Raw genomic sequence first — 23,801 nt, 5'->3', positions numbered from 1 at the left:
GTCATGCAATATATCCATGTCGTCAACGGCGATGTTGCGGGCAACACGCTGCGCCAGGCCCTGGCCCAGGCGGCCCGTCCCGATCCGGTGGTCGTCCTGCGCGACGACCTGGCCGTCGGCCCCATCGCGGATGTGGACAGCACCGGCCTGATCCGCTCCGGCTTCTGGCAGCGGGTGGCGCCCCATACCGATATCGACTTTGCGGCCGAGATGCGCCAGGCGCTGGACCAGCTCCAGGCGCTACGCCGCGACGACCTGGAGGTCGCCATCTGGCACGGCCAGAGCGCCTCCGACCAGCTCATGCTGCGCCGGGTGGTCTTCCACCTGTACCAGGCGCCCCAGCGGATCAATGAAGTGTCGATGGACCTGCGCGAACTGGAGGTACCCGCCCAGGGCAACCTCGCCGCCATCGGCATGTACCCGGCCGCGCGGCTGGCGCGGCGGTTCTCGACCATCGCGCCGGTCTCGGTGCTGCGGCTGGGCCGGCTGGGCTACGAGTGGCAGCAGAACGTGAAGGAGAACGCCGACGTGCGGCTCTGGAAGGGCAATACGCTCGTGCCGGCCGCCTACCATAACGTCGACGACGTGATCCTGGAGCGCGCGCCCGAGGACTGGAAGCCGGCCGCCGAGGTGGTCGCCAGCGTCATGGGCGCCATCGAAGGCCTGCTGGCGAGCGACTGGTTCGTGTTCTGGCGCTGCCGGGAGCTCATCAGCACCGGGCAGCTCATGCTGCGCGGCAACGCCGATTCGCTCCAGACCTGCGAACTGCGCCGCACCCCCCTCAGCGCGAGCGCGGAATAAGCGGCCCATGGCAAGAACCAAGGCGCCCGATTTCGAGGCACAACGCGAGCAGATCCTGGACCTGGCCGCCGCCGCCTTCGCGGCCAGCAGCTACCCGAGCACGTCGATGGCCGACCTCGCGGCGGCCTGCGGCACGTCCAAGGCGCGGCTCTATCACTATTACGAGAGCAAGGAAGCGATCCTGTTCGACCTGCTGGACCGCTACACGCGCCAGCTGATGCTGATCGTCACCCAGGTGGAAGCCGAGAGCGAGCGTCAGGGCCGTACCGACGCCGAGAGTTTCGGCGATCTGCTACGCGCCTTCCTCGCCGAATACGAAACGTCTCAAACTCGGCACATCGCGCTGATCAACGACGTCAAGTTCCTGGCCGACGAACAGCGCGACCTGATCCTGAAGCGCGAGCGCGACGTGGTGGCGGCCTTCTCCCGCAAGCTGCGGCTGGCCTACCCGGCGCGCGTCACGCGCGAGAACCAGACCGCGCTGGCGATGACCGTGTTCGGCATGATCAACTGGACCTTCACCTGGCTCAAGCCGGGCGGCAAGCTGTCTTACGGCCAGTTCGCCGAGATGGTCGTGGACCTGCTCGACAACGGCCTGGCCAATGGGCTGGCCGACGGGCTGGCACGCAGCGCGCCGGCCCAGCCCTGAATCAGGACCACTCCGCGTCTTCCTGCTTCTGCCGCTGTTCGCGGTCCTGGCGGAACATTTCCTCAAGTTCGTCGCGCGCCTGCCGCGCCAGCGATACCAGCTTGGTCTGGTCGCGGTAGTGCGGGTAGAAACGGTCGATCGCCTGGATATTGTGACGCCGGAAGCGCAAGGCCACGCTGCGCGCGTCGGCCGGATCGATGCCCAGCCCCTCCAGCACGCGGCGGCCCATCATCAGCGAACCCTCGAACATCTCCCGCTCGAAGATCTCCACGCCGCGGTCCTTGAGCTGGTACACGTGCGAGACGTGGCGCGCCCGTGCGTAGATCTTCAGGTGCGGGAAGCGCGCTCGCACGCGGTCGATCAGCGCCAGGCTGTCTTCCATGCCCTCGATGGCCACCACGAGGATCTGGGCCGTGCCGGCGCCGGCCGCCTCGAGCAGGTCCACGCGGGTGGCGTCGCCATAGAACACCTTGAAGCCGAAGCCCTTGAGGAACTCGATCTGGTCCGGGTCGTGGTCGAGAATCGTCGCCGTAATGCCCTGCGAGTACAGCAGGCGGCCGACGATCTGGCCGAAGCGCCCGAAGCCGGCAATCAGCACCGGGTTGTGCTGCGGCGGGATCGCGTCGTCCTTACGGCGCGACAGCGCATGCAGGCGCGGCGCGATCAGGCGGTCGAAGACCAGCAGCAGCAACGGCGTGGCCACCATCGACAAGGCCACGACCAGCACCAGCAGCGCCTCCATATGCGGCGGCAGCAGGCCCGCGTGGGCGGCCACGCCGAACACCACGAAGGCGAACTCGCCGCCTTGCGAGATCAGCAGCCCGAACAGCAGCCACTGGCCGCGCGAGATGCCGAAACGGCGCGCCAGCAGCGCCAGAATCAGCGTCTTGACCGCGACGAAGCCCAGCACGAGGCCCAGCACCTGCCCCGGGGACTCGCTGAGCACGCCGAAGTCGATCGACATGCCCACTGCCATGAAGAACAGCCCCAGCAGCAGGCCCTTGAACGGCTCGATATCGGCCTCGAGCGCATGGCGGTACTCCGAATCCGCCAGCAGCACGCCGGCCACAAAGGTACCGAGCGCCATGGAAACGCCCACCGCATCCATCATCAGCGCGATGCCAACCACCAGCAGCAGCGCGAACGCAGTGAACATCTCGCGCATGTCCGTGCGGGCGATGAAGCGCAGCACCGGGCGCACCAGGTAGCGGCCCACCACCACCAGCAGCGCCATCACGGCCACCGCCTTGCCGGCGGTCTGCCAGGCTGGCGGGCCATGCGGTACCGCGCCGACGGCATCGGCGGCCAGCAGCGGCAGCAAGGCGATCATCGGGATCGCGGCGATATCCTGGAATAGCAGAATGCCGAAGCTGGCCGCGCCAGCCGGGGTGCCCATCAGGTTCCGCTCGGCCAGCGTGGCGAACGCGATGGCCGTGGAAGACAGCGCCAGGCCAAGCCCCGCCACCAGCGCCACCTGCCACGGCGCGCCCAGCAGCGCGGCCAGGATACCCAGCACCACGGCACAGACCGCGAGCTGCGTCGTCCCGTAGCCGAAAATCGATTTCTTGAGGTTCTTGAGCTTGCGCGGCTCCAGTTCCAGGCCGATGACGAACATCATCATCACGACGCCGAACTCCGAGAAATGGAGGATCGACTCGACATTGGTGACCAGCCGCAGCGCGAACGGGCCGATGGCCGCGCCGGCGATCAGGTAGCCGAGCACCGCGCCGAGGCCAAGCCGCCGCGCCAGTGGCACCGCCACCACGGCCGCCACCAGGAACACCAGCAGCGCAATCAGGAAGTCATGCTGGTTCATGGCGCGTCCTCCGGCTCCTCGGACGGCACTTCATCGGCCGAGGCCACCTCGGGCGGTACCGGCTCGGGCGGCGCCAGATGCCGGGCCACATGCTCGACATGCAGCGCGATGGCCTCCGGATCGGCGTTGTTGGCATCGTGCAGCACCACCGGCGGCAGCCAGGTCATGCCGCATAGCACGGCGGTCTGCTCGAGCGGCAGCAGGAAATCGGCAATCGGATGGCCGTGGGAGCCGTCCGGCCCGTAGGCATCGGCGTGGCCGCCCGTGCTGACCACCACCAGCATCGACTTGCCGCGCAGCGCCGTGCCGCCTGGCCCGTAGGCCCAGCCGGGCTCGAGCACTTCGTCGATCCAGAGCTTCAGCAGCGCGGGCACGCTGTACCAGCGGACCGGGAATTGCAGGACGACCGTCTCGCTGGTGGAAAGCAGCCGCTGCTCGGCCACGACGTCGATGTCGTAATCCACATAAAGCCGGTAAAGCTCGCGCACGGCCACGTGCGGCAGGGCGGCCAGCGCCTCGGCGAGCGGACGGTTGACGCGGGAACGGCGGGGCGCGGGATGCGCATAGATCACAACGATGGGGGGCTCGTGCATGGAGGGTGGCAAGGCGAAGATTCCGGTTAGCGTCTGATCACCACAGACCGCTGGAAGTGTGCGGCGTTGCAGCAAATCCACACCGTCACCCATATGACGTTGTAGCCTCTCCGGCAACCGCTTGATTTTACGGGATTTTCTTGGCCGTCACAGTCTGATGCAATTTCCTGCGCCGACCATTGCGCCCGAAAGCTTACGCGACCCTGACAATTCCACTACAATACTTTTCGCATTGCAGCAACCTAGTGTTTGCCCCGAGATACGCCAAAAGTGGCTGGGCATTCACTGTGTGGGTGCTATTTTTCATACTGATCGCAGCAAGAGGAAACCAAAGTGAACCCGCTCGAACTGAGCAAGGCCGTCGGTGCCGTAACCGATGAAGATCTTCGCCGTGCCGCCGAGGCCAGTGCCGCCAGCCGCTCCGGACATCGCCCCACCGTTCTGGTGCGGGAGTTGGCCGCGCATCACCGCTCGCGCCTGCTCAAGCATTTTCTCGCCCTGGGCGAGGAAGATCGCCTGCTCCGTTTTGGCCAGTCCGTTGGCGACCATGTGATCGAAGGCTACGTCGACAGCATCGACTTCGACCACGACACCGTGTTCGGCGTCTATGACGAAGACCTCGTGCTGATCGGCGTGGGCCACTTTGCCAACCTGCGCGACAACGCCCAGGGCCGCGTGGCCGAGTTCGGCGTGTCGGTGTCGCAGAGCGCGCGGGGCCGGGGCATCGGCAGCGCGCTGTTCGAGCGTGCCGCAATGCATGGCCGCAATACCAATGTCCGCACGCTGTACATGCACTGCCTGTCGCGCAATGCAGCGATGATGCACATCGCCAAGAAGGCCGGCATGAAGGTGCAATACGCCTATGGCGAGGCCGATGCCTACCTGGAACTGCCGCCCGCCGACACCGTGAGCCGCCTGACCGAGGCGCTCGACGAACAGGTGGCCGACCTCGACTACATGGTCCGCCGCAACCTGCGCGACGCACGGCGCTTCGGCCTGCGCTTCTGGCGCTCGCTGCTGCCGCAGAAGCACGTGATCTGACGGCTCGGCCCGTTATCGCACGAATCGCAAGACGAATCGACGCACCCTGGTGGTGCGTCGATTGCGTTTACGAGCCGATTTCGTCGATCAGTCGCCGGCCACCGGCAGCGCCGTGGTGTCCTTGATCGACTCCAGCGCGAAGCTCGAACGAACATCGATCACCGACGGATGGGCCAGCAACTGCTCCTGCATGAAGCGGGCGAAGTGCTCCATATCCTGCACATAGACCTTGAGCAGCAGGTCCATCTCGCCGGTCATGGCGTGGCACGCGGCCACTTCGGGCCAGTTCTGGATGGCCGCGCGGAACAGGTCCAGCGGCGCCTTGCCCTTGGGCGTGCCGCCCTGCTTCTCCAGCCGCACATTGATATAGGCGAGCAGCCCCAGCCCGATCTTGTTGGGCTCGAGCAGCGCCGCGTACTGGCGGATCACCCCGATTTCCTCGAGGCGGCGGATCCGGCGCAGGCATGGGCTCGGCGACAGGTTCACGCGCTCGGCCACTTCCAGGTTGGTCAGCCTCCCGTTGGTCTGCAGGACCTCCAGAATCTTGCGGTCGATCTTGTCCAGCTCCACCTTGCTCACGTTTTGTTGCTCCGCAGTATATTTGTCGGCAATTTTTTTGCGCAAATTTAGCAAGTCAGGCACAACTACGCAATTTATTTGATGAGGAATCCGCCTGAACCGCCCTCGACGTGCGCCGGCGGTGCGCCCCGGAGAGGCAAGGATGGTGCCAACTTCGGCACTTTCCGAGGTACTGAGGCAAAAAAAAGCGCGACCCGAAGGTCGCGCTTTCCAGCAGGGTGGCGAAGGCTTAGCCGCCGCTGCTCGACGGCACCGCCGGGGCCGAGGCGCCCGGACTGCGGCCAGGGCCGCCGTGGTGCTTCATGTGTTCGTCGCGCATCTTCTTCATGCTCGACTCCACTTCGGCGGTAGTCACCTTGCCGTCGCGGTTGGCGTCGATCGTGTCGAAGCGGTTGGCCATGCGCGGGAACGCGGCCTTGAACTCGTCACGGGTCAGCGCGCCGTCGTTGTTCTTGTCCGCCGCCTTGAACTTGGCTTCGAACTCGGCGCGCATCTTGGCGCGATGCTCCTCCATCGACGCCTTGCGGTAGGCCGCCAGTTCCGACTTGTCGAGCTTGCCGTCCTTGTTGGTATCGATCTTGGCGAACATCGCGTCGGCCTCGGCCTTCGAGATGGCGCCGTCGCCGTCCGTATCGACCGACTTCAGCCACATGCCGCCATGGTGGCCGGGGCCGCCGTGGTGACGGCCCATGTCGCCGCGCGGGGCGCCTGCCGGGCCCTGGGCGGCCGGCGGGGTGGTCGGTGCCGGGGCCGGCGTGGTGGCCTGGGCGAAAGCGGCGCCCGCGACCACGACCATGGCCGAGGCGGCCGCCAGCTTCTTCAGGATGTGCGTCGTGTGAGTCCGTTGCATGTCTGTGCTCCTTTTCGTCATGTTGGGCATGTACGGATTAGAACGCAGACGATCTCGCAAAGTTGGCACTTTTAATACGATGTTACGGGCCTCACAGAAAGGATGACTCGCGTAAACAGGCGAAAGACAGGCCAATATTGCGCAATGGTTTGAAACGGTGGCGGGTCAGCCGCCGCCAGGCGCGTCCGGCATGCCGCCGGGAGCCATCTGGGCCGGCGCCACCTGGGGCTGCGGCTGCATGGTCTGCGGCGGCGGCGGTTGATAGGGCTGCTGAGGTGGCTGGGCCGGTTGCGCCATCGCGCCAGCCGTCACGGACGGCGGCGGTGCGAGGTTGGCCGGCGGTTGCAGCGGCGTGGAGAGCGGCGCGGCAGCCCCGGAAGGCGGGGCCGCCGGCGCGGTGCCACGGCTGCCGGCGCTGACGCCGGTCTGGAGCGGCAGCGCGATTTCCTGCCGCACGCCGTTGCGTTCGATCACGATGTTGCGGCCATGGATCTCGGTCAGCTTGATCTGCGGCGACAGCGACGTCCCGGCGCGCACGGACTTGGCCGGCCCGCCATCGAGCGAAAGGATGGCGGCGGCCGGGCCCACGCCATCGAGGTCCGCCACCACGCCGATCAACTGCACGTCACGCACGCCCGACTGGGCGCTGCCGCCGAACAGCGTAGCCACGGCGCCCGTCTCTACTGCCTCCGTCTGCGCCACACGCGCGCTCTTGGGCACCGGGATCGTGCGCATCGCGCTGAACGCGAGCACCCAGTGCGTCACCAGCGCGCACAGCGCCACAAATAGCAACAGCCCCGCGACGCGGGGCAGCCAGGGAGCGGAGAGGTCGAAGCGAAGCGGAGACCGGGAAAGGGTGGCCACGAGACAGTACGCCGGCACGCCGGCGATCAAAGAAGATCGCCTAGCGTACCAGACGCGTGTGTCGGCTGTCAGTCAGCGGGTCAGAGCAGGTCGTCCAGCAGGTCCGGACCGAACACTTCGCGATGGATATGGCCCACAGGAATCCCCGCCGAGATCAGCGCCAGGCGCTGGGCCTGCATGAACCCGATCGGACCGCACATATAGACCTGGCCGTCCTGGAACGCGGAGGTTTCCTCGGTGGTCAGCAGCGCGTGGATCGGCAGCGTGCCGACGTGGTCGTAGTCATGCCCCGCCACGTCGCCGTCCTGGGGCGTCTCGTAGCTGATATGGGTACGCAGGTTGGGCATGCGTTCGCGCGCCCAGGCCAGGTCCTTGCGATGGGCATGGTGACGGCCATGGCGCGCGGCGTGGGCGAACAACACCGGACGGTTCGGGTTCTCCAGCGCCAGCGTGCGCAGCACCGAGATCATCGGCGTGATGCCGATACCGGCCGACATCAGCACCATCGGCGTGTTGCCAGCCAGCGCGGGCGCGAAGTCGCCCCACGGCGTGCTCACGTTCAGCGTCGTGCCAACACGGGCGGTGTCATGCAGCCAGTTGGAGACGGCGCCGGCCGGGGTCTCGGCATTGCCGGCCTCGCGCTTGACCGAGATGCGCCACGTCGCCACACCACGTTCGGCGGAGAGCGAATACTGGCGCAGCTGACGGCCGCCATCGGGAAAATTGGCTTCCACGCTGATGTACTGGCCCGGCGCGAAGTCGCGCAGCGGCGTGCCATCCTCGGCGGCGAGGGTCAGCGCGACCACGGCATCGCCTTCGTTTTCGCGGCGCACCACGCGTACGGCCTGCAGCTCGCCCGCCTTCACGTTGTGGCGGTCATAGAGGCGTGCTTCGGCGGCGATCAGTTCGCCGGCCAGCAGCCAGTAGGCTTCGTCCCAGGCGGCCATCAGGGGCGGCGTGGCGGCGTCGCCGAGCACGGCGGCAATCGCTTCGAGCAGGTGCTTGCCGACGATCGGGTAGTGCGCGGAGGTCAAACCCACGGCCACGTGCTTGTGGACAATGCGCTCCACCACGGGCGCGAGCACGTCGGCGCGATCCACATTGGCGGCGTAGGCGAACACCGCGGAGGCCAGCGACTGCTGCTGCGCGCCATTGGCCTGGTTGCCCATGTTGAACAGCCGGGTCAGTTCCGGCCGCGCGGCGAACATTTCGCGATAGAAGTGCGTCGTGATGGCAAGGCCGTGCTCACGCAGCACGGGAACGCTGGCATCGATGTAGGGGCGGGAAGCTGCCGACAGCATTTGGAAAACTCCGATTAATTATCATGCATACTAGATGCATGTTTTATCGCACAATAAAACCGGCGCATGGCTCGGGGGTCCGGGATCTGATGTCCCGGAACCGTCAGGCTGCTCGCCGGTTCAGGAAATTACGATGCAGGGTGATGATCGACTCGGCGGTACGGCTGCCAATGACATCGCCCAGGGACACGCCGTCCAGCGCGCGGTAGAAGGCCTCCTCGGCCTCGTCCAGCGCCAGCTTCAGCCGGCAGTTGCCCTTGAGCGCGCACGGCGGATCAGCGCAGTCGACCACCGACTTGTGCCCTTCCAGCTCGCGCAGGATCGTGCCCACCGACAGCCGTTCCGCACCCGGCCCAAGCTGCAGGCCGCCGTGGCGGCCACGCGTGGCCGTGATCCAGCCGAGCTTCGACAGCCGCGCGGCCACTTTCACGAGGTGGTTGTGCGAGATGTCGAATTGCTGGCCGACCTCGGCAATCGTGATCGGCCGGGTGCCATCCGCCCGCGATACATACATCAGCAGGCGCAGCGCATAGTCGGAAAAACGGGTCAGTTGCATCGTGGTTGAAATACTAGATAAGATGCATTGAAGATGCAAGATATAAATGCATGCCTGCCGGCTACGCCACACCCCACACGAAACAGTCACGCCATGGGGGTTATACTTTCTGGCCATACCCGGCCGTGCCTGCCCGTCAGGCGCGGAATGTCCATCCCGATAAGGCCAGACACCACGATGCGCAGATTCGCCAACTTCTCCTCCACCCGCACGCCCGCCACTGCCCGCCCGCATGGCCAGCGCCGTGCCCGCGGCTTCACCCTGATCGAAATCATGGTGGTGATCGTCATCCTGGGGGTGCTGGCAGCGCTGGTGGTGCCCAAGATCATGAGCCGCCCGGACGAAGCCCGTATCGTGGCCGCGCGCCAGGATATCTCGTCGATCATGCAGGCGCTCAAGCTGTATCGCCTCGATAACGGCCGCTATCCGACCACCGAGCAAGGCGTGCAGGCGTTGGTCAGCAAGCCGACCACCGAGCCGGTGCCGAACAACTGGAAGGGCGGCGGCTACCTCGAAAAGCTGCCGAAAGACCCCTGGGGCCATGCCTACCAGTACCTGAACCCCGGTGTGCGCGGCGAAATCGACGTGTTCAGCTTTGGCGCCGACGGCCAGGCCGGCGGCAGCGCCAACGACGCCGATATCGGCAACTGGGAATAAGTCCTCCCGCCTCCTGCCCCTTCATCGACATGGCCCCGGCGACGCCCGCCTTGCTCCCGCGCCGCCCTTGCCCGCAGCGCCGCCGGCCCGCCGGCTTCACGCTGCTCGAACTGCTGGTGGTCATGGTGATCGCCGGCATCGTCATCTCCCTGGTGGCCGTCAATGCCTCGCCCAATGAGCGGGGCCGTGTGCTCGATGACGGCCAGCGCATCGCCCGCCTGTTCGAACTCGCCCAGGAAGACGCCCAACTGGGCGCCCGCCCGCTGGCCTGGGAGGGCGATGCCGGCGGCTGGCGCTTCCTGGAATCCACCCCGCAAGGCTGGGTGCCGATGCGCGCCGATGTTTTCGCGCCCGGCCACTGGCGGCTGGGGCTGGACAGCGTGATGATCGTCGAAGGCGGCCGGCGCGTGGGCACCGGCCCGCAGCGGCTGGTATTCGGCCGCGAACTGGTGGACGAGCCGCAGCGGCTGGTCCTCACGCGCGGCGACATCCGCGTGGACATCACCGGCGATGGCAGCGGTCGCTACCAGGCCACGGTGCCGCAATGAGCCGCCGCCCTGCCTCCCGATCGACCCTCCGCCAGCAATACCGATCCGGCTTCACGCTGATCGAGGTGCTGGTGGCGCTGACCATCCTCGCCGTGGCGCTCACGGCCGCCATGCGGGCGATGGGCTCGATGACCGAGTCGAGCGCCGCGCTGCAATCGCGCATGCTGGCCGAATTCAGCGCCGAGAACCATTTCGCCACGCTGCGGCTCTCCAAGACCTGGCCTGAACCCGGCACGCGCGGCTACGACTGCCCGCAGGGCGGCACCCCGCTCTGGTGCGAGGAATCGGTCTCGGGCACCCCCAATCCGTCGTTCCGGCGCGTGGAAATTGCCGTGTACCCGTCGGCCACCGACAAATCGGTCAGGCTGGCCTGGCTCGTCACTTTGGTTCCCAATGAAACGCGCGGCGTCCTCTGAGCGGCCCTCCCCCCGCAGCCGGCGTGGCGGCTTCACGCTGCTGGAGATGCTCGTCGCCATCACCCTGCTGGCCGTGATGGCCGTGATTGGCTGGCGTGCGCTGGATTCCCTGACGCGCAGCCGCGAACGCCTGACCGATCACGACGCACGCCTCGACGCCCTGAAGGTGCTCTACGGCCAGTTCCAGTCCGATTGCGAGCACCTGGCCAATCCCACCCAGCTCCAGGCCAGCCCCGTGGAACTCGGCGCCAACCAGCTGATGCTGGTGCGCGACCGCCGCGACGAAGGCCAGCCCACCGCCTGGCAGGTGGTGGTCTACCGTCTGGATAACAACACGCTGGTCCGTATGGCCAGCCGCCCCGCGCTCTCACGCAACGCGGTGCAGGGTGCGATGGTGAACCTGCGCCAGGGCGCGCCCGGCGGCGCCCAGGTGCGGCCACTGCTGCCCGATACGGCCGAACTGGCCGCGCGGGTCTGGGTGGAGCCGGCCGGCTGGCAGGCCGAGAACGGCCGGGTGCGGGCCGCGCTGATGCAGCAGAGCGCCATCGACAGCGCGGCGGCGCAGGCCGCAACCGCAGCCGGCACCGCTGGCGCAAGCGACGCGGACGCCGGCCCCGCCAACATCAACGGCAATGCCACGCTGCGCGCGCTGGAGCTGACCGTGCTGGCAAAGATGGGCGATGGCGACGCGCCACGCCGGTTCCAGAAAGTCTGCATGACCGGCCTATGAACGCGCGCCCTGCCCTCCCTCGCCACCGTACCCACCAGCGCGGCGCCGCCGTGGTCACGGCCCTGCTGATGGTGACGCTTGCCGTGGTCATCGTCTCCGGCATGCTGTGGCGCCAACAGGTGCAGATCCGGTCGATCGAGAACCAGCGCCTGACCGCGCAGGCCGCGTGGATCGAGCGCGCGGCCGTGGACTGGGCGCGGCTGATCCTGCGCGACGACCAGCGCCGCTCCAACGTCGACTATCTCGGCGAGCCGTGGTCGGTGCCGGTGGCGGAGACGCGGCTGTCCGACTTCCTCGGCGCCGGGCTGCGCACGGACCAGGCCGGGGAGACCTCGTTCCTGTCTGGCCGCATCGTCGATGCCCAGGCGCGCTTCAACCTCAACAACCTCTATATCTGGAACGCCTCGGGCAGCGGGCGCGTGGTGGAGATCGACCTGCCCTCGCTGCTGGTTTACCGCCGCCTGCTTCAAACGCTCGGCATGAATCCGTCGCTGGCAGAGCCGACCGCGCAGTATCTGGTACGCGCGGCACGCGGGGCGTCGCCCGACGGCCAGCCCGTGCCGCGCCCGCCCGACACCGCCGCCGACCTGCTCGCCATTCCCGGCTACAACCCGGAGATGGTGGCGGCGCTGGACCCGTTCATCGCCTTCCTGCCCGAACGGACCAAGATCAATGCCAACACGGCCGAGCCCGAGGTACTGGCCGCCGCCATCGACAAGCTGCCGTTGGACCGCGCCCGCGAGCTGGTGCGCCAGCGCGACCGCGCCTACTTCCGCAATACGGGCGACATCAGCACGCAGCTGCGCGCCGTCGCGCCGCAGGCCGGCAGCACCGCCGGCGAAGCGCTTGAGGTAAGCACCCACTATTTCCTGGTGTATGGTCTGGTGCGGCACGAGCGCGCGCGGCGGCTGCAGGTGTCGTTGGTCCAGCGCGCGTCCACGCTCGGGAGCGGCAACACCACCCGTGTACTCTGGGTGCGCGACACCGACCGCCTGCCGGAGGCGCCCTGAGTCATGCGGGCACCCCCGGGTGCGGCATGCTCCATAAATGTCGGACAAACGTCGAGACCAGATTCAGACAGGACTGTATTGACGTGCTTTAGTCACACAGGCAAGGTACGCTGTTGCGCCGAACCCGGGCGGCCTGCCGCGCCGCCCCACCCCGACCGAGCGATTCCATTTAGGTAACCCTTGAGCACCACCCTCTACGTCCGCCTGCCGCAACGGCCGCACGACCAGCCGCAACCGTGGCAGTTTGGCGCCATGGCTTTTGCATTGGTCCGCACGCCGGTGGCGGACAAGAGCCGCCGCCCGGGCCTGCCCCACGCCCCCGAACTGTTGCGCGAAGGCCACGCATTGGCCGCCGACATGCCGGCGGCGGACCGCCTGGTGCTGATCGTGGCCGCCTCAGACGTGCTGCTGACCACGGCGATGGTGCCCCCGCTGCCGCCCGCGCGGCTGCGGCTGGCCCTGCCGAATCTGGTCGAGGACATGCTGGCGACGGACGCCGCCCCCTGCCATATCGCGCTCGGGCCGGCGCTGGACCCGACGGCGACCGCCCGTGGCGCGCGCCGCCGCCTGCTGATGGTGACGGACCGCGCCTGGATGCGCGCCGCGCTCGACAACTTTGCCGAACACAAGCACCGCCGCCGCCACGTGGTGGCCGCGCAGCTTTGCCTGCCGTTGCCGGAACCGGTCGAAGCGGTGCCGGCCGACGCCGAGGCGCCCGAGCCCGTGCTGGCTGGTGCCGGCGCTGCCCAACCGGCGCCTGCCGTGGCTGCATCGAAGCCCACCGCCCCAGTCCAGCCTGCCACGTTGATCGTGGAGGCGGCTGCCACAGCACTTTCGCAATCCGCCTCGTTGCTCGACGTCACGGCCACCGCCACGACGGAAGCGACGCGCATGTGGCAGGTCACGGCCCGCACCGGCCAGTACGAGGGTTTCGGCCTGATGCTGGGCGATGCCGCGCTGGCGGCCTGGCAGGCGCTGGCTCCGGCCGGCCAATGGCATGGCGACGCTACGGCGCGCGCGCACGCCCCGGTGCCGGCACTCCACGCGCAGCCGCCGGTCGCCCGTGCCTCGCGGATTTCCGATGCCTGGCGCCTCTGGCTGGTTGGCGCCGAAGACTGCCTGCAGAATCCCCAGCTCGACCTCGCCCAGTTCGAATTCGCGCAGGGCCGCATGGATCGCTGGAACCTGCGCGCGTGGCGCCTGCCCGTGGCGCTGGCCATCGGCCTGCTGCTGGTGCAGATCATCGGCGTGAATATCCAGTGGCTGCTGCTGCGCAACGAGGCGAAGCGGGTCGAGGCCGCGCAGGCGGACCTGCTCCACACCGCCTTCCCCAATGTGCCGCAGATCGCCGAGCCGCCCTTGCTGATGCGCCGCCAGGTGGAACAGCTGCGCACGGCGAGCGGGCGTAGCGTGCCGGGCGATTTCCTGCCGCTGGCCGATGGCTTCGCGCGCGGCGCCCAGCAGTTGCCGCCCGATGCGCTGCTGGCGCTGGAATACCGCGCGGGCACGCTCTATGTGACGCTGAAACCCGGCACCAACACCGGCGCGCTGCGCAACGCGGTGCGCCAGACCGGCCTGCAGATGGAAGAAGACAAGAATCCGCCGGACGCCGCGCGCGGCGGCAGCTCGCCCCCGCAGGGCGCCACGCGCTGGACCGTGAAGGCCGCATCATGAAAATGTCGCGTCCCTCCGCCCGGCCCAGCGCCCTCTCCGCCCGCTTCGCGCGCCTGAAACCGCGTGTGCCGGAACGCTGGCGCGAACGCTTCGACGCCTTCTGGAACGCCCGCAACCCGCGCGAGCAGGCCATCCTCGGCGGCGGCGCCGTGTTGCTGGTGCTCGTCTTCGGCTACCTGCTGCTGTGGGAACCGGCCGCCGATGGCCGCGCCCGCCTGAATCGCAATCTGCCGCAGATGCGCGCGGACCTTGCCGAGATGGAAACGCTGGCGCACGAGGCACGCGGCCTGGCCGCCAGCCCGGCCCCCACGCTGCGCGGCGATGCCCTGACCCAGGCGCTGCAGGACAGCATGGGCCAGCATGGCCTGAAGCCGACCAGGCTGGCGCCGACCGGCGACAATGCCGTGCAGCTTCAACTCGATAAAGTACCGTTCGGCGCAGTGGCCGGCTGGCTCCAGGACGTACGCGCGCAGCAGCGGCTCAAGGTGGTCGATGCCCGTATCGCCTACGTGGGCGCGACGGCGCTGGTCAACGTGACCGCCACACTGCAAGGCCCCGGCTCGGGCGGCCGAAACTGATGGTCCGGCTGGAATCGCTGCGTCTGACGCGCCGGCGCGCGCCCGTGGCGCGTGGCTGGAAGCGCGTGCGCTGGGCGCTGCTGGGCGTCGCCACGGTAGCCGTGACGGTAGCGGCCTGCGCGCCCGCCGCATGGCTGGCCGAGAGCGTGGCCAGCCGCACGCAGCGCCGGGTACTGCTGGCCGACGCGGCCGGCACGATCTGGCACGGCAGCGCCACGCTGGCGCTCTCCGCCGGCGCGGGGAGCCAGACCGCGACGGTCCTGCCGGGCCGGCTCGAATGGAACGTGGCGGGCTGGCCGCTGTTGGTCGGGACGCTGCGCGTGGCGCTGGCGCACACCGAGGCCATGGCGGCCCCGGTGACGCTGGCTGTGACACCGACCGGCTGGACCGCGCAGGCCGGCGCCATCCGCCTGCCGGCCGCGCTGCTGGAAGGCATCGGCGCCCCGTTCAACACGTTGCGGCCGGACGGCCAGATGCGGATCGACTGGTCCGCGCTGCGCGGCCAGTTCGGCGACAAGAAGACCGGCAGCCAGACTTTCGGGCACCTGACGTTGCAGTTCGACCAGGTGTCCTCCGCCGTGAGCCGGCTACGTCCACTCGGCAGCTATCGCGCCGAAGTGGACCTGGCCGGCGTGGACGGCAAGCTGCAACTGAAGACCACGGCCGGACCGCTGTACCTGGAGGGCAGCGGCACCCTGGGCCGGCAGGCACGCTTCGAGGGCACGGCCCGTACCGACCCCGACGCCGCCACGCAACTGGCAGGGCTGTTGAGCCTGCTGGGTAGACATGAGAACAACGTGACACGGCTGCGCTTCTGAGCCACCACTAGCCCTTGACCGAGCGCAGCACGCCTAGAACCATGATGACAACGCACGCACACCACCGCTTTCTCCGTACCGCCTGCGCCCGCGCCACCGCGCTGCTGTGCGGCCTGTCCCTGCTGGCCCCTGCCCCGCTGTGGGCCCAGGGCCAGGGCCAGCCGCCGCAGCCCAACGACATCACGCCGCGCACGCAGAACCGTGACCAGGTGGTGCTGAACTTCGTCAACGCCGACCTCGACTCGGTGGTCAAGGCGGTAGGCCAGGCCACGGGCAAGAACTTCGTCATCGATCCGCGCGTGAAGGGCACGGTGAATCTGGTGACGGAGCAGCCGGTGTCGCGCGCGCAGGCACTGGAGACGCTGGGCTCGGTGCTGCGCATGCAAGGGTATGCGATGGTAGAGAGCAACGGCTTCACCAAGGTGGTGCCCGAGGCCGACGCCAAGCTGCAGGGCTCGCCCACCGTGATCGGCGCCGGCTCGAGCCGGGGTGATCAGGTCGTCACGCAGGTGTTCCGGCTCAACTACGAGTCCGCCAACAACCTCGTGCCGGTGCTGCGCCCGATGATCGCACCGAACAACACGATCACCGCCTACCCGGCCAACAACACGCTGGTCATTACCGACTACGCCGACAACCTGCGCCGGCTGGCCCGCATCATCGCCGCCGTGGATGCGCCGGCGTCGGGCGAAGTCGAACTGATTCCGCTGAAGAACGCCATCGCCAGCGACGCCGCCGTGGTCCTGCAACGGCTGCTCGACCCGTCGGCCTCCGGCGGCGCCGGCGGCGGCGCGGCCCCCGGGGGCGATGCCAGCCTGCGCACCTCGGTCGTGGCCGAGCCACGCACCAACTCGCTGATGATCCGCGCCTCCAGCCGCGCGCGCGTGCAGCAGGCGCGCCAGCTGATCGAGAAGCTCGACCAGCCCTACGCCCGCCCCGGCAATATCTGGGTGGTGCCGCTCAAGAACGCCGATGCGGTGAAGCTGGCGGCCACGCTGCGCGCCATCGTCGCCGCCGACACCAGCTTCGCCAGCTCCACGCAGCAGGGCGGGGCGGCCGGCGCGGGCGCCAACACCGCCACGTCCGGCGCGTTCCAGAACCAGGCGTCAACGCAGAGCGGCCAGTACGGCGGCGGCTCGTCCAGCAGCGGCGGCTATGGCCGCTCGGGCTCGTCGGGCGGTTCGGGCTTCGGCGGCGGCGGCTCGAATGCCTTCTCGTCGTCGTTCGCGGTCAACCAGCAGCCGACCACCGGCGGCACGATCCAGGCCGACCCGACCACCAACGCGCTGATCATCACCGCCAGCGAGCCGGTCTACCGCAACCTGCGCGCCGTGATCGACGACCTCGACGCGCGCCGCGCGCAGGTCTACATCGAGTCGATGATCGTGGAAGTGACCGCCACGCAGGCCAGCGAACTGGGCATCCAGTGGCAGGGCCTGATCAACTCGGGTGGCAACGCCATCGGCTTCGCGGGCACGAACTTCGGCTCGGGCGGCAAGAACATCATCAACCTGACCGGCGCCATCGCGGCCATCAACAACGACAGCACGGCGGGCATCGCGGCCGCCACGCAGCTGGTGCCGGACATCGGCGGCCTGAACCTGGGCGTGGTCAACAAGGCCATCGGCCTCGGCGCGCTGCTGCGCGCACTCGGCAGCAACGACAGCGTGAACCTGCTCTCCACGCCGAACCTGATCACGCTGGAGAACGAGGAAGCCAAGATCCTGATCGGCCAGAACATTCCGATCACGACCGGCTCCTACGCCCAGACCGGCAGCTCGGCCTCGGTCACGCCGTTCCAGACCTTCGACCGCAAGGACGTCGGCATCACGCTGCGCGTGCGGCCGCAGATCACGGACGGCGGGCTGGTGAAGATGCAGATCTACCAGGAGTCCTCGTCGGTGGTGGCCAACACGATCAACGCCACGCAGGGCCCGACCACCAACGTGCGCTCGATCGAGACCAACGTGCTGGTGGATGACGGCCAGATCATCGTGCTGGGCGGCCTGATCGAGGACAGCTACGGCGACGGCGTGCAGAAGGTGCCGCTGCTGGGCGACATTCCCTACCTCGGCGCCCTGTTCCGCTACGAGAACAAGAACCGCAAGAAGACCAACCTGCTGGTGTTCCTGCGCCCGTACATCATGCGCACGGCACAGGCCACCGACCGCCTGACGCAGGACCGCTACGAGTACATCCGCGGCCAGCAGCAGGGCTTCGTCTCGCCTAACATGTTCGTACGCGACAAGGACACCCCAGTGCTGCCGCCGGCGGACGCGCCGGGCGCGCCGTTCGTCGATCCGCGTTACAACGGGCCGGTGCAGAGCCCGCTGCCGCTGGACCCGACCCTGCCTGCCGCGCCGTCGCCGGCCCCGCAGGCAGCGCCGCGCCCGATCTCCAAGGGCTCGCAAGCCACCGATACGCCACGCGCCGGTTAAAGGCTAACCATGGCCACCGAAACTATCGACAACACCACCCTGCCGGCACCGTCGGCACCGGCACCTGCACCACTCGAGCCGCCCTCGCCGATGGCGGCCCGGCTGGTCTCGTACTCGTTTTCGCGCGAAGCGCCGCTGCTGATCGCCCACCAGCGCCCCGATGGCGTGGAGGTCTGGGTCAGCCGCGCCACGGCGCCACAGGCGCTGGCCGAGGTGGCCCGCGTGCACGGCGCGCTGCAACTGCGCGTGCTGGAGCCGGACGCGCTGATCGCGGCGATCTCCGATGCCTACAACCGCCAGGACGGCAGCGCCGCCCAGGTGGTGGGCGAGGTGGAGGGCGAAGTCGACCTGTCGCGGCTGATGCAGGACATTCCCGCCGTGGAAGACCTGCTCGAGTCCGAGGACGACGCGCCGATCATCCGCATGATCAACGCCCTGCTGACCCAGGCCGCGCGCGAGCAGGCCTCGGATATCCATATCGAGCCGTTCGAGTCGTCGTCTGTGGTGCGCTTCCGGGTGGATGGCACGCTGCGCGACGTGGTGCGGCCCAAGAAGGCGCTGCACGGCGCGCTGATCTCGCGGATCAAGATCATGGCGCAGCTCGACATCGCCGAGAAACGCCTGCCGCAGGACGGCCGCATCACGCTGCGCGTGGGCGGCCGGCCGGTGGATGTGCGCGTCTCCACGCTGCCCACCGGCCACGGCGAGCGCGCGGTGCTGCGTCTGCTCGACAAGGAAGCCGGCCGGCTGGACCTCGCCAAGCTTGGCATGGCGCCCAATACGCTGGGCGGCTTCGATCACCTCGTGCGCCAGCCGCACGGCATCGTGCTGGTGACCGGGCCGACCGGTTCCGGCAAGACCACCACGCTGTACGCGGCACTGTCGCGGCTCGACGCGCGCACCACCAACATCATGACGGTGGAAGACCCGATCGAGTACGACCTGGACGGCATCGGCCAGACCCAGGTCAATCCCCGCATCGACATGACATTCGGCAAGGCCCTGCGCGCGATCCTGCGGCAGGACCCGGACGTGGTGATGATCGGCGAAATCCGTGACCTGGAGACGGCGCAGATCGCCGTGCAGGCCTCGCTGACCGGCCACCTGGTGCTGGCCACGCTGCACACCAACGACTCGGCCTCGGCCGTGACGCGTCTGGTCGATATGGGGATCGAGCCGTTCCTGCTGTCGTCGTCGCTGCTCGGCGTGCTGGCGCAGCGGTTGGTACGCCGGCTGTGCCCGCACTGCAAGCGCGAGGAAGTGATCGAAGTGACACCCGCCGAAGCCGAGATCCTGCACGCGCAGGGCAAGCCGCTCCAGCGCGTGTGGCACGCCGTGGGCTGCGACAAGTGCGGCCATTCGGGCTACCAGGGCCGGATGGGCGTCTATGAACTGCTGACCGTGGATGCCGACATCCAGACCATGATCCACCGCCAGCAGCCCGAATCCGAGATCAAGCAGGTGGGGCTGGCCAAGGGCATGCACACCATGCGGGCCGATGCCCAGCGCTGGATCGACAGCGGCGCCACGTCGCTCGAAGAAGTGCTGCGCGTGACGCGCGAATAGCCGGGAGCCGCACCGCATGCCCGCCTATCGCTACGAAGCCGCCGACGCCACCGGCCGCGCCGACCGCGGCGTCATCGAGGCCGACAGCCCCAAGCAGGCGCGCACGCAACTGCGCGCGCGCGGGCTGACGCCGATCACCGTCGATCCGCTGGCCGGCGCCGGGCTGGCGCCGCGCACCGGCAGCAGCGTCCTGGTGCGCCGGCTCTCCACGCAGGAGCAGGCGCTGTTCACGCGCCAGCTCGCCAGCCTGATCGTCTCCGGCCTGCCGCTCGACGAGGCGCTGGGCGCGCTGGCCGATCAGGCCGAGCGCCAGTACCTGCACGAACTGCTAGCCGGCATCCGCGCCGAGGTGATGGGCGGCAGCTCGCTCTCCGTGGCGCTGGCCCAGCATCCGAAAGACTTCCCCGATATCTACCGCGCGCTGGTCTCGGCCGGCGAGCACTCCGGCCACCTCGGCGTGGTGCTGGAACGGCTGGCGACCTATATCGAGACGCGCAACCAGCTCACCTCGAAGATCCGGCTGGCCTTCACCTACCCCGCCATCGTCACGGTGGTGGCGTTCGCCATCGTGATCTTCCTGCTGTCGTATGTGGTGCCGCAGGTGGTGAGCGTGTTCGCCAACACCAAGCAGAAGTTGCCGACGCTGACCATTGTCATGCTGGCGCTGTCGGATTTCGTACGGAACTGGTGGTGGGCGGCGCTGGCTGTGATCGCGGTGGCCACGCTGGTCATCCGCAGCGTGCTGCGCCAGCCGGACGTCCGCCTGGCCTGGCACCGCTGGCTGTTGACCGCCCCGCTGTTGGGCAAGCTGATCCGGGGCTACAACACGGCGCGCTTCGCCAGCACGCTGGCCATCCTGGTCTCTGCCGGCGTGCCGATCCTGCGCAGCCTGCAGGCCGCCGGCGAAACGCTGACCAACCTCGCGCTGAAAACCAACGTCGACGACGCCACCACCCGCGTGCGCGAAGGCGCCTCGCTGGCCCGCGCGCTGGCCGCGCAGAACCAGTTCCCGCCGGTGCTGGTCCACCTGATCCGCTCCGGCGAAGCCACCGGCAACCTGCCGATCATGCTGGAACGCGCCGCCATCGGCGAAAGCCAGGAACTGGAACGCCGCACGCTGTTCCTGACCAGCCTGCTGGAACCGCTGCTAGGCCCCAGGCGTAGCCTCCTTCGTGCTCTCACGGTTGAGAGACTTCGGTGGAGAACGACCATGCTCGAATGCACCTTTGAACTGAATGGCAAGGCAATGAGTGCGCTGCGCTGCGGCGCTCTGGCTTTTCCAGCGTTTTCAGGCCTGGCGACGCACGTAAATCGCCCGGAATTCATGTGCACCTTGGACTCGGGGCCAATTCCACGCGGCACCTATTTCATTATTGACAGGCAATCGGGAGGCCTGCTTGGTCCGATCAGGGATGCTTGGAGCGGGAAAGGCGACTGGTTTGCCCTGTACGCAATAGACCGCAAGATCGACGACTACACCTACTGCAACGCCGTGAAGCGGGGAAACTTCCGGCTTCATCCCAAGGGCGACCTCGGAATCAGCAAAGGCTGCATCACGATAGACAATCCAATGGATTTCTACCGGCTGCGGGGGCTGCCGAAGGGACAGAAGCTAAGTCCCATTCCGGGAACCAAACATTTGGCATATGGAAAGGTGGTCGTCAAATGACAAGGTTCGCGCGCTATCTTCTACTGATACTTTGGGTGCTCATCGCGACTTTGGGCCTGACTTACCTCTGGATCCACGAGCTTGGGCGCTATGTCCATTTGCCCGATACCTTTTGGGTATGGGTATTCGCCCATACGCCTGGGTTCTGGGACGGTGAATCGGCTTACGATCTCGCCAAGGCCCCAGGCGTAGCCTCCTTCGTGCTCTCACGGTTGAGAGACTTCGGTGGAGAACGACCATGCTCGAATGCACCTTTGAACTGAATGGCAAGGCAATGAGTGCGCTGCGCTGCGGCGCTCTGGCTTTTCCAGCGTTTTCAGGCCTGGATCACCATAAGAATCGACCCGAATTTTCCTGCTATGCAAGTACAGGTCCGATTCCCCGCGGAACCTACTACGTCGTTGATCGGCAATCCGGAGGCATGCTCGGGTCGATCAGAGATTCGCTTCGGAACAAGAACGAATGGTTCGCTCTCTATGCTGTTGACGGCAAGATAGATGACGAAGCCTTCTGCAACGCCATACGGCGCGGCGAATTCCGCCTCCATCCGAAGGGCGGCCAAGGCATCAGCAAAGGGTGCATTACCGTCGAGAGCCACATGGGCTACCACCACCTACGCTCGCTCCTCAAAGCCCAGCGACAACACCCCGTGCCGGGGACGACGCTCTCAAGGCGTATGGCAGGGTGATCGTCAGATGAAGACCTTGGCTCGGTGGCTATTGTTGGCCGTGTGGACGGTTTTTGCCACGCTCGCGCTAACCTTCGTTTGGCTGCGTTGGCTTGCGGCCATCTTCCCATTCCCGGAGTCGTTCTGGTTCTGGATATTCACCCATGTCCCGGGATTCTGGGACGGCGAAGCTGGCGACGATCTGGAACTCCTGGTCCACCTCGCCTTGTCATTCGTGGCGGTGGTGATCGGAACCTGGCTGGCGCGCAGGTGGATGCTGGACCGGCGTGGGCGAGCGGCCCGGCTTCGTTAAGCCGGCCGCCCTCCCCTCACTACCTTACTCCGCTGCCTTCTTCACCGCCTTCTTGGCCGGCGCGCGCTTGCGCGGGGCGGCTTTCTTTGCGGGAGCTTTCTTGTCGGCGGGCTTCGGGGCTTCCTCGGCGGGGGCCGGGGCGGGCTCGGTGGGTTCCTCGACAACCTGGGCGGACAGCACCGTCGTGCCCGGGGCGGCGAAGACTGACTGGTCGATTGGCCACGGGGTGTCGCTCAGGGCGACTTCGGGACGCTTGGCGCGCTTGCCGCGTGACGAAGCCGGGGGTTCCACGGCTTCCGGGATCAGGGTCGAGGCGGAGCCGGCCGGTTCGTCCTCGGAGGCCGCCGAGAAGACCGGGGCCGGCTCGGGGATGGCGTCGATTTCGACCACTGGCGCGGGCGTTTCCACCGGCGGCACGGCCTGGGCCACCGTGGTGGCCGGCAGCGGCGGCGGCGACGGGCGGCGCTCCTGCTGGTTCGACTGGTTTTGCTGCGGGCGCTGCTGCTGGCCGGACTGGCCGGACTGACCCGACTGTTGCCCAGACTGCTGGCCCGATTGCTGGCCCGATTGCTGGCCACCCTGTTGCCCACCCTGCTGGCCCGACTGCTGCCCCGGCTGGCCGCCCTCCCCCTTGGCGCGCTTTTTCAGCCGCACCCAGATGGTCTTGTTGTTCCCGCCGTTGCGCGTTTCCACCTCGAACAGGTTGGTCGATGCCACGAGTTCGGACAGCTTGCCGTACCCATAGTTACGCGAGTCGAATTCCGGCGCCTGCTTGGCGATGTGGTTGCCCATGCCGCCCAGCGTCGACCAGCCGTCTTCGTCCGACACCGCCTGCGCGGCGCTTTGCAGCAGGCGCACCAGCCGCGAGTCCTGGCGCAGCTCCTGGGTGTTGCGGCGGCGTGCCGGGGCCACGGCGCCTTCGGCTTCCACGTCGGTATCGGTGTCCGTGCGCAGCACATCGGAATAGATGAACTTGTCGCAGGCCGTCACGAACGGCTTGGGCGTCTTGCGCTCGCCGAAGCCGTAGACGATCAGCCCCTGCTCGCGGATGCGCGACGCCAGCCGCGTGAAGTCGCTGTCACTGGAGACGATGCAGAACCCGTCGAAGCGGCCCGTGTAGAGCAGGTCCATCGCGTCGATGATCATCGCGCTGTCCGTGGCGTTCTTGCCCACGGTGTAGCGGAACTGCTGGATCGGCTGGATCGAGTGCGACAGCAGCCGCTCCTTCCATCCGGCCAGGTTGGGCTTGGTCCAGTCGCCGTAGATCCGCTTCACGGCGGCCACGCCGTACTTGGCCACTTCGGCCAGCAGGCCTTCCACGATGGCGGGCGCCGCGTTGTCGGCGTCGATCAGCACAGCCAGGGTCGCGCCCTGGCGAGGGGAATTTGTCATGTGTCGATAGGGGGTTGCGGTGCAGCCGGCGCCGCCCGGAGCGGGCGGTCGGGGCCGCCTGGATGCAACGCAGTGTACACGCTGAAAGCCCGTGCCTACGGGAAATCACGGGGGTAGCTGGCCCGGTTTATGCTGCATAGCAAGGTACCGCGCGCGCAACGCGGGTGCTACCATGCCGCGCAGAGACACGGCCTTCCCACGCCTCCACAAGAGGCCCCGGAAGGTTGCCCACAACTGATGTGTCGGTGATCCCGACAGCATGCCCATAGAGGAGC

Annotated in this window: 24 protein-coding genes and 1 pseudogene; 17 read left to right on the top strand and 8 right to left on the bottom strand. The window is 67.8% G+C overall.

All coding sequences use genetic code 11. From position 1 onward, the window contains the following. Positions 1–3 precede the first annotated feature (3 nt). Both AC1DFU_RS25030 and AC1DFU_RS25025 read left to right on the top strand, forming a co-directional pair. Positions 4–801, top strand: coding sequence for a DUF1835 domain-containing protein (locus AC1DFU_RS25030; RefSeq protein WP_441593801.1), 798 nt, complete (start codon positions 4–6; stop codon positions 799–801). A 7-nt stretch (positions 802–808) separates the two neighbouring features. Next, positions 809–1,450 carry a TetR/AcrR family transcriptional regulator gene (locus tag AC1DFU_RS25025; RefSeq protein WP_092300025.1) on the top strand — a complete coding sequence of 214 codons (642 nt, stop codon included), beginning with the start codon at positions 809–811 and terminating at the stop codon, positions 1,448–1,450. A gap of 1 nt (position 1,451) precedes the next feature. Here the strand turns inward: AC1DFU_RS25025 and kefC are convergent, their stop codons facing one another. Both kefC and kefF read right to left on the bottom strand, forming a co-directional pair. Next, complete coding sequence (gene kefC / locus AC1DFU_RS25020) at positions 1,452–3,266, bottom strand: glutathione-regulated potassium-efflux system protein KefC (RefSeq protein WP_092300028.1); 1,815 nt, start codon at positions 3,264–3,266, stop codon at positions 1,452–1,454. Continuing rightward, positions 3,263–3,859 carry a glutathione-regulated potassium-efflux system oxidoreductase KefF gene (gene kefF / locus AC1DFU_RS25015; protein ID WP_255370958.1) on the bottom strand — a complete coding sequence of 199 codons (597 nt, stop codon included), beginning with the start codon at positions 3,857–3,859 and terminating at the stop codon, positions 3,263–3,265. The genes kefC and kefF overlap by 4 nt, the downstream gene beginning before the upstream one ends. Positions 3,860–4,192: 333 nt before the next feature. Here kefF and AC1DFU_RS25010 point away from each other — a divergent pair, with 333 nt between their 5' ends. Beyond that, a complete protein-coding gene (locus tag AC1DFU_RS25010; RefSeq protein ID WP_092300030.1) occupies positions 4,193–4,900 on the top strand; it encodes a GNAT family N-acetyltransferase in 708 nt (235 codons plus the stop codon). A gap of 87 nt (positions 4,901–4,987) precedes the next feature. Here the strand turns inward: AC1DFU_RS25010 and AC1DFU_RS25005 are convergent, their stop codons facing one another. The 5 genes from AC1DFU_RS25005 to AC1DFU_RS24985 all read right to left on the bottom strand — a co-directional run bounded on the left by AC1DFU_RS25005 (position 4,988) and on the right by AC1DFU_RS24985 (position 9,050). Then, on the bottom strand, positions 4,988–5,479 hold the full coding sequence (locus AC1DFU_RS25005) for an Lrp/AsnC family transcriptional regulator (RefSeq protein WP_092300033.1): 492 nt from the start codon (positions 5,477–5,479) through the stop codon (positions 4,988–4,990). 229 nt (positions 5,480–5,708) lie between these two features. Then, entirely contained in the window at positions 5,709–6,329 is a 621-nt protein-coding gene (locus tag AC1DFU_RS25000) for an EF-hand domain-containing protein (RefSeq protein ID WP_092300036.1), read from the bottom strand. Between the two features lie 165 nt (positions 6,330–6,494). After that, the gene (locus AC1DFU_RS24995; protein WP_255370959.1) at positions 6,495–7,193 is read right to left on the bottom strand and encodes a general secretion pathway protein; all 699 of its coding nucleotides are present in this window, start codon (positions 7,191–7,193) and stop codon (positions 6,495–6,497) included. Between the two features lie 80 nt (positions 7,194–7,273). Beyond that, positions 7,274–8,494 carry a globin domain-containing protein gene (locus AC1DFU_RS24990; RefSeq protein WP_092300039.1) on the bottom strand — a complete coding sequence of 407 codons (1,221 nt, stop codon included), beginning with the start codon at positions 8,492–8,494 and terminating at the stop codon, positions 7,274–7,276. A 103-nt stretch (positions 8,495–8,597) separates the two neighbouring features. Further along, complete coding sequence (locus tag AC1DFU_RS24985; RefSeq protein ID WP_092300042.1) at positions 8,598–9,050, bottom strand: RrF2 family transcriptional regulator; 453 nt, start codon at positions 9,048–9,050, stop codon at positions 8,598–8,600. A 177-nt stretch (positions 9,051–9,227) separates the two neighbouring features. On the opposite strand from AC1DFU_RS24985, the gene gspG reads away from it, so the two are divergent. The 14 genes and pseudogenes from gspG (at position 9,228) to AC1DFU_RS24915 (ending at position 22,134) form a co-directional block, all read left to right on the top strand. Next, the gene (gspG, locus tag AC1DFU_RS24980) at positions 9,228–9,707 is read left to right on the top strand and encodes a type II secretion system major pseudopilin GspG (RefSeq protein ID WP_092300045.1); all 480 of its coding nucleotides are present in this window, start codon (positions 9,228–9,230) and stop codon (positions 9,705–9,707) included. Between the two features lie 29 nt (positions 9,708–9,736). Next, entirely contained in the window at positions 9,737–10,255 is a 519-nt protein-coding gene (locus tag AC1DFU_RS24975) for a prepilin-type N-terminal cleavage/methylation domain-containing protein (protein WP_092300048.1), read from the top strand. Next, a complete protein-coding gene (gspI, locus tag AC1DFU_RS24970; protein ID WP_092300051.1) occupies positions 10,252–10,671 on the top strand; it encodes a type II secretion system minor pseudopilin GspI in 420 nt (139 codons plus the stop codon). The genes AC1DFU_RS24975 and gspI overlap by 4 nt, the downstream gene beginning before the upstream one ends. Further along, positions 10,649–11,401, top strand: a complete 753-nt coding sequence (locus AC1DFU_RS24965) for a PulJ/GspJ family protein (RefSeq protein WP_441593806.1) — start codon at positions 10,649–10,651, stop codon at positions 11,399–11,401. The genes gspI and AC1DFU_RS24965 overlap by 23 nt, the downstream gene beginning before the upstream one ends. Continuing rightward, positions 11,398–12,411, top strand: coding sequence for a type II secretion system minor pseudopilin GspK (gene gspK / locus AC1DFU_RS24960; protein WP_092300057.1), 1,014 nt, complete (start codon positions 11,398–11,400; stop codon positions 12,409–12,411). Before AC1DFU_RS24965 ends, gspK begins: the two co-directional genes overlap by 4 nt. A gap of 180 nt (positions 12,412–12,591) precedes the next feature. Further along, positions 12,592–14,085, top strand: a complete 1,494-nt coding sequence (gspL, locus tag AC1DFU_RS24955) for a type II secretion system protein GspL (RefSeq protein WP_092300060.1) — start codon at positions 12,592–12,594, stop codon at positions 14,083–14,085. After that, entirely contained in the window at positions 14,082–14,663 is a 582-nt protein-coding gene (locus AC1DFU_RS24950; RefSeq protein ID WP_092300063.1) for a type II secretion system protein M, read from the top strand. The genes gspL and AC1DFU_RS24950 overlap by 4 nt, the downstream gene beginning before the upstream one ends. Continuing rightward, entirely contained in the window at positions 14,663–15,481 is an 819-nt protein-coding gene (locus tag AC1DFU_RS24945) for a type II secretion system protein N (protein ID WP_441593809.1), read from the top strand. Before AC1DFU_RS24950 ends, AC1DFU_RS24945 begins: the two co-directional genes overlap by 1 nt. 44 nt (positions 15,482–15,525) lie before the next feature. After that, positions 15,526–17,919 carry a type II secretion system secretin GspD gene (gspD, locus tag AC1DFU_RS24940; protein WP_092300396.1) on the top strand — a complete coding sequence of 798 codons (2,394 nt, stop codon included), beginning with the start codon at positions 15,526–15,528 and terminating at the stop codon, positions 17,917–17,919. Positions 17,920–18,009: 90 nt separating this feature from the next. Continuing rightward, the gene (gene gspE / locus AC1DFU_RS24935; protein WP_092300399.1) at positions 18,010–19,485 is read left to right on the top strand and encodes a type II secretion system ATPase GspE; all 1,476 of its coding nucleotides are present in this window, start codon (positions 18,010–18,012) and stop codon (positions 19,483–19,485) included. A gap of 16 nt (positions 19,486–19,501) precedes the next feature. After that, positions 19,502–20,635, top strand: a pseudogene (gspF, locus tag AC1DFU_RS24930) (type II secretion system inner membrane protein GspF); the annotation flags it as partial. Positions 20,636–20,695: 60 nt separating this feature from the next. After that, complete coding sequence (locus AC1DFU_RS24925; protein WP_441593543.1) at positions 20,696–21,154, top strand: DUF2778 domain-containing protein; 459 nt, start codon at positions 20,696–20,698, stop codon at positions 21,152–21,154. Between the two features lie 238 nt (positions 21,155–21,392). After that, positions 21,393–21,842, top strand: a complete 450-nt coding sequence (locus AC1DFU_RS24920; protein ID WP_441593542.1) for a DUF2778 domain-containing protein — start codon at positions 21,393–21,395, stop codon at positions 21,840–21,842. Positions 21,843–21,849: 7 nt separating this feature from the next. Continuing rightward, positions 21,850–22,134, top strand: coding sequence for a hypothetical protein (locus AC1DFU_RS24915; RefSeq protein ID WP_092300085.1), 285 nt, complete (start codon positions 21,850–21,852; stop codon positions 22,132–22,134). Between the two features lie 24 nt (positions 22,135–22,158). On the opposite strand, the gene AC1DFU_RS24910 is transcribed toward AC1DFU_RS24915, so the two are convergent. Further along, a complete protein-coding gene (locus AC1DFU_RS24910) occupies positions 22,159–23,526 on the bottom strand; it encodes an NYN domain-containing protein (protein WP_441593541.1) in 1,368 nt (455 codons plus the stop codon). Between the last annotated feature and the right edge of the window lie 275 nt (positions 23,527–23,801).

The organism is Cupriavidus sp. 10L45, assembly GCF_056395225.1.
The sequence above is the reverse complement of the archived record's forward strand: the minus strand, read 5'-3'. Positions and strand labels throughout refer to the sequence as shown.

Coding starts and splice junctions, on each gene's coding strand:
- AC1DFU_RS25030 (WP_441593801.1), top strand. CDS start 4: ATGCAATATATCCATGTCGTCAACGGCGATGTTGCGGGCAACACGCTG.
- AC1DFU_RS25025 (WP_092300025.1), top strand. CDS start 809: ATGGCAAGAACCAAGGCGCCCGATTTCGAGGCACAACGCGAGCAGATC.
- kefC (WP_092300028.1), bottom strand. CDS start 3,266: ATGAACCAGCATGACTTCCTGATTGCGCTGCTGGTGTTCCTGGTGGCG.
- kefF (WP_255370958.1), bottom strand. CDS start 3,859: ATGCACGAGCCCCCCATCGTTGTGATCTATGCGCATCCCGCGCCCCGC.
- AC1DFU_RS25000 (WP_092300036.1), bottom strand. CDS start 6,329: ATGCAACGGACTCACACGACGCACATCCTGAAGAAGCTGGCGGCCGCC.
- AC1DFU_RS24990 (WP_092300039.1), bottom strand. CDS start 8,494: ATGCTGTCGGCAGCTTCCCGCCCCTACATCGATGCCAGCGTTCCCGTG.
- AC1DFU_RS24985 (WP_092300042.1), bottom strand. CDS start 9,050: ATGCAACTGACCCGTTTTTCCGACTATGCGCTGCGCCTGCTGATGTAT.
- gspG (WP_092300045.1), top strand. CDS start 9,228: ATGCGCAGATTCGCCAACTTCTCCTCCACCCGCACGCCCGCCACTGCC.
- AC1DFU_RS24975 (WP_092300048.1), top strand. CDS start 9,737: ATGGCCCCGGCGACGCCCGCCTTGCTCCCGCGCCGCCCTTGCCCGCAG.
- gspI (WP_092300051.1), top strand. CDS start 10,252: ATGAGCCGCCGCCCTGCCTCCCGATCGACCCTCCGCCAGCAATACCGA.
- AC1DFU_RS24965 (WP_441593806.1), top strand. CDS start 10,649: ATGAAACGCGCGGCGTCCTCTGAGCGGCCCTCCCCCCGCAGCCGGCGT.
- gspK (WP_092300057.1), top strand. CDS start 11,398: ATGAACGCGCGCCCTGCCCTCCCTCGCCACCGTACCCACCAGCGCGGC.
- AC1DFU_RS24950 (WP_092300063.1), top strand. CDS start 14,082: ATGAAAATGTCGCGTCCCTCCGCCCGGCCCAGCGCCCTCTCCGCCCGC.
- AC1DFU_RS24945 (WP_441593809.1), top strand. CDS start 14,663: ATGGTCCGGCTGGAATCGCTGCGTCTGACGCGCCGGCGCGCGCCCGTG.
- gspD (WP_092300396.1), top strand. CDS start 15,526: ATGACAACGCACGCACACCACCGCTTTCTCCGTACCGCCTGCGCCCGC.
- gspE (WP_092300399.1), top strand. CDS start 18,010: ATGGCGGCCCGGCTGGTCTCGTACTCGTTTTCGCGCGAAGCGCCGCTG.
- AC1DFU_RS24925 (WP_441593543.1), top strand. CDS start 20,696: ATGCTCGAATGCACCTTTGAACTGAATGGCAAGGCAATGAGTGCGCTG.
- AC1DFU_RS24920 (WP_441593542.1), top strand. CDS start 21,393: ATGCTCGAATGCACCTTTGAACTGAATGGCAAGGCAATGAGTGCGCTG.
- AC1DFU_RS24915 (WP_092300085.1), top strand. CDS start 21,850: ATGAAGACCTTGGCTCGGTGGCTATTGTTGGCCGTGTGGACGGTTTTT.
- AC1DFU_RS24910 (WP_441593541.1), bottom strand. CDS start 23,526: ATGACAAATTCCCCTCGCCAGGGCGCGACCCTGGCTGTGCTGATCGAC.